This is a genomic window from Streptomyces sp. NPDC059456 (genome assembly GCF_042750055.1).
Classification (GTDB): Bacteria; Actinomycetota; Actinomycetes; order Streptomycetales; family Streptomycetaceae; genus Streptomyces.
In genome coordinates, this window is sequence record NZ_JBHYVA010000698.1 from 1 (window position 1) to 4,422 (window position 4,422).

The window sequence follows — 4,422 nt, forward strand, 5'->3', positions numbered from 1 at the left end:
GGGCGCGGACACCCCCGCGGGCGCCGCGGGCGCGGTCGCGAACCCGGCCGAGCAGCTGAAGACCGCCCAGCAGGCCCTGGTCGCCGCGGCCAGGAAGTGGAAGCTGGCCAAGCCGCCGCTGACCGCGCCGCCCGCCCCGAAGACGAAGCCCGAGATCAGCACCCGCGACGGCTTCGAGGTCGAGGGGCAGGAGGACCTCCCGCCCGTCTTCACCACCGTCCCCACCGAGGACAAGGTCGTCTTCCTGACGATCGACGACGGCGCGGAGAAGGATCCCGAGTTCCTGAAGATGATGAAGGAGCTGAAGATCCCGTACACGGCGTTCCTCAGCGACTACCTCGTCCGCGACAACTACCCCTACTTCAAGGAGATGCAGGCCGCCGGCGTCACCCTGAACAACCACACGCTCAACCACCGCTACCTGCCGGCCCTCTCCTACGAGGAGCAGCACGAGGAGATCTGCGGCCAGCAGGACACCATGCAGAAGCAGTTCGGCAAGCGGCCGACGCTCTTCCGGCCGCCGTACGGCAACTACAACCAGGACACGCTGCGCGCGGCGAAGTCCTGCGGCATCAAGGCGGTCCCGCTGTGGAACGCGGAGGCCTTCGTGAACCGCATGGACTGGCGGGAATGGGACCGGGACCTCCACCCTGGAGACATCATCCTGACTCATTTCCGAGGGCGGGAGGACTGGAAGGGGACCATGCCTGACATGATCCGTCATGTCATGAAGACCGTCACGGACAAGGGGTACGCCGTGGCCCGCCTGGAGGACTACTTGTGAGGTACGCGCGCCGGTTGACGGCAGGATCGCTGGCGGCCGGCGCGCTCGCGCTGTCCCTGACGGGATGCGGGAACAGCGTGGACCCGATCGAACGGCTGGGCCGCAAGACGACGGAGGCGCAGCAGTCGCCGACCGCGAGCCCGTCGCAGTCGCAGTCGCCGGCCGCTGCCGCGCCGGGGGACGACGCGTACAAGAAGTGGGGCCTGTCGGCCCCGCTCCGCTTCGCCCCCAAGCCGGCCCAGAAGCCCTCCCTCGCCCCGGCGGCCCCGGGCAAGGCGCGGGTGGTGGACCGAATACCCGTCCCGGCCGGCGACAAGGTCGTCTTCCTGACCTTCGACGACGGCGCGGAGAAGGACCCCGAGTTCCTGAAGATGGCGGCCGACCTCAAGCTGCCGATCAGCATGTTCCTCACGGACAACATCGCCTCGTCGGACTACGGGCACTTCGAGAAGCTCCGCGACAACGGCTCCGGCAGCACGATCAACAACCACACGCTGACGCACCCGAACCTCCGGACCCTGCCCTTCGCGGCGCAGAAGAAGGAGATATGCGGGCAGCAGGAACACCTGGAGAAGCGTTTCGGCGCCAAGCCGACCCGCTTCCGCCCGCCCTACGGCAACTACAACGACGACACCCTCAAGGCTGCCTCCGAGTGCGGCATCTCGCAGGTCATCCTGTGGCGCGTGTCGATGCAGATCAACAACTTCCAGTACGCCGAGGGCTCCGCCCTCAAGCCGGGCGACATCATCCTGGCCCACTTCCGCGGCCCCTCCGAGCTCAAGGGCGCCACGGAGATCCAGATGACGACCCGCATGCTCCAGCGCATCCAGGAACAGGGCTACCAGATAGGCCGTCTGGAGGACTACCTCTAGAGCGCGGGCCGCCGGCTGCCGGCCGCCGGGCGGGGCCCCGGACCCGGGCCCGGGCCTATGCGCTCCGCGCCTGCGGGGCCGTCACCACCGGGGTGATCGTCGTTTCCACCGGCCCGCGGGCATCCGCCTCGCGCTGGCGCTCCGCGCTGTCGCTGATGCGCAGCAGCAGGGCGATCATGATCCAGTTGGCCAGCAGCGACGAGCCGCCCTTCGCCAGGAACGGCAGTGCCTTGCCGGTCAGCGGGATCAGGCCCGTCACACCGCCCGCCACCACGAAGACCTGGAGCGCCAGCGCCGCCGACAGCCCCACCGCCAGCAGCTTCCCGAACGGGTCGCGGGCACCCAGCGCCATCCGCAGCCCCCGCTGGACCAGCAGCGCGTACAGCACCAGCACCGCCATGACCCCGGCCAGGCCCAGCTCCTCGCCCACCGTGGTCAGGATGAAGTCGCTGCGCCCCGCGAAGCCGATCAGCTCCGGATGGCCCATCCCCAGCCCGGTGCCCGACATGCCGCCCGTGCCGAAGCTGAACAGCGCCTGCGCGGACTGGTCCGAGATGACCCCCGGCGGCCGTTCCTTCCAGTAGTACGACAGCGGCTCCAGCCAGGCGGCCACGCGCCCCTTGACGTGCGGCTCCGTCGAGCCCACCACGAACGCGCCGACGCCCGCCATGAGCAGGCCCGTCACGATCCAGCTGGTGCGCTCGGTGGCGACGTACAGCATCACCACGAACACGCCGAAGAAGATCAGCGACGTCCCCAGGTCGCGTTCGAAGACCAGCACCAGCAGCGACACGATCCACACCGTGATGATCGGCCCGAGCTGCCGCATCGGGGGCAGCCGCACCCCGAGGAACTTCCGGCCCGTCAGGGCCAGCGAGTCCCTGTGGATGACCAGGTACCCCGCGAAGAAGACCGAGATCATGATCTTGACGAACTCGCCCGGCTGGAGCGAGAACCCGAAGAGGATGATCCACCGCTTCGCACCGTACGTGTCCGCGCCGAAGAACGCCGGCGCGATCAGCAGCACCAGCGCCACGGCCATCGTGATGTAGATGAACCGCTGGAGCAGCCGGTGGTCGCGCAGCAGCGCCACGACCGCGAGGCAGGCGGCCACGCCGATGACCGTCCACATCAGCTGCCCGGGCGCGTTCGCGTCGCCCCCGTACCGCGCGATGTACGACTGGTCGAGCCGGTGCAGCAGCACCAGCCCCAGCCCCGACAGCAGCATCGCGAGCGGCAGGATCAGCGGATCCGCGTACGCCGCGAACCGGCGCACGCCCAGGTGCCCGACCAGCGCCAGCAGCGACATGCTGATCGTGAAGCCGGTGAGGTTGGCGGGCAGCTCGCCGTTCATCGCCAGACCGGCACTGGCGTGCCCGAAGACGGTGAGGGCGACGACGAAGACGAGGAGCAGCGCCTCGGTACGGCGGCGCGCGCCCGCCGTGGTCAGCGGCCTCAGTCCACGCACGGGATGCCGCCACCGTCGATGGCGGGGCCGCCGCCCGCGTCCGCCGGGGCGGGCGGGTCCGACGCGGCCGGAGCGGGGCCGGCGCCTCCCGGTGGCGTCCCCTGCGCGTCGCCCGCATCCGGAGCGGTCGCGGTCGCGGAGGCCTGCGGTCCGATCTGCTCGGCAATGAGGCGCTTTATCTTCATATCGTCTACGACGTTTATGTCCTCCCCATGGTTCCTTCCGAACCGCTCCACGGGCAGTGTCGTGAAGGACACTTTCCCGCCGGACAGGTTCTTCGCCTGCTTCAGGAACGACAGCAGGTCCCACCCCCGGTCCGTCACCACGTCCTGTTTCGCGGCGTCGATCAGCTTCATCAGCTTGACCGGATCGGTGAAGGTCCCGGCCGAGTTCAGCTTCTGCGTGGCCCCCGCCAGGAAGGCCTGCTGCCGCTTCGTCCGGTCCAGATCGCCCCTGTCCAGACCGTGCCGCTGCCGGACGAAGGCCAGGGACTGCCGGCCGTTCAGGGTCTGCCGGCCCGCCGGGAAGTCGGCGCCCGAGTACCGGTCCCGCACCGGCTTCTTCAGGCACACCGGTACGCCGCCCAGTGCGTCCGCCAGGTGGTGGAAACCGGCCAGATTGAGTTCGGCGAAGTGGTCGACCGGGACGCCCAGGAAGTTGCGGACCGTCTCGATCTGCGCCTTGCGGCCGGCCTCCCGCCCCGCACGCTCCCGTTCCCTGCCGTCCGCGACGCCGCGGGCCGCCAGCCGCTCCTCCTCGGCGGCCTTCGCCAGCCCGTACGCCTTCTTGATCTTGTCCTTTCCGTGGCCGGGGACGGGGACGAAGTCGTCGCGCGGGACCGAGAAGGCCTTCGCCCGGCTGCCGTCGCCGGGGACGTGGAGCAGGATCAGCGTGTTCGCGTTGTAGCCGCCGATGTCGGAGCTGCCCGCGTGCAGTTCGTCGAGGACCGCGTCGGGCAGCTTCTCGCCGTTCTGGTCGCGGCGGCTGTCCAGGCCGATCAGCAGGATGTTGGTGTCCCCGTGCTGCGACTTCTGCGCGCCGTCGAGGGCCTCGGAGCTGCCGATGCTGCCGACGAGGTCCCGGTACGCGTACCAGGCGCCGGCGGCCGCCGTGACGGCCACCGCGCAGACGGTGACGAGCAGGGTGCGGGCGATGCGGCGCGGCCGGCGCCGCTGCCGGCGGGGGCGACGGGCGGGGTGGCTGGTCTTCCTCCGGTGCGCGCTCATGCCAGTCGATGGTGGGGGAGGGCCGCTGAAGGAGTCCTGAGGGTCCTGAAGGCGCGGTCAGGTCTCCCCGGC

4 protein-coding genes are annotated in these 4,422 nt (G+C 70.1%); 2 read left to right on the plus strand and 2 right to left on the minus strand.

Translation table 11 applies throughout. From position 1 onward, the window contains the following. Positions 1-784 (plus strand): polysaccharide deacetylase family protein (locus ACFXA3_RS36660; RefSeq protein WP_385194517.1); only part of this gene is annotated, 784 nt, incomplete at its 5' end. Between the two features lie 14 nt (positions 785-798). Next, positions 799-1,656, plus strand: coding sequence for a polysaccharide deacetylase family protein (locus ACFXA3_RS36665; protein WP_385194520.1), 858 nt, complete (start codon positions 799-801; stop codon positions 1,654-1,656). Positions 1,657-1,711: 55 nt separating this feature from the next. On the opposite strand, the gene ACFXA3_RS36670 is transcribed toward ACFXA3_RS36665, so the two are convergent. Together ACFXA3_RS36670 and ACFXA3_RS36675 are read right to left on the minus strand one after the other, a co-directional pair. After that, positions 1,712-3,124: an FtsW/RodA/SpoVE family cell cycle protein gene (locus tag ACFXA3_RS36670; protein ID WP_385194521.1), complete on the minus strand. Its 1,413-nt coding sequence runs from the start codon at positions 3,122-3,124 to the stop codon at positions 1,712-1,714. Further along, entirely contained in the window at positions 3,112-4,350 is a 1,239-nt protein-coding gene (locus ACFXA3_RS36675) for an LCP family protein (RefSeq protein ID WP_385194523.1), read from the minus strand. The genes ACFXA3_RS36670 and ACFXA3_RS36675 overlap by 13 nt, the downstream gene beginning before the upstream one ends. Positions 4,351-4,422: the final 72 nt, after the last annotated feature.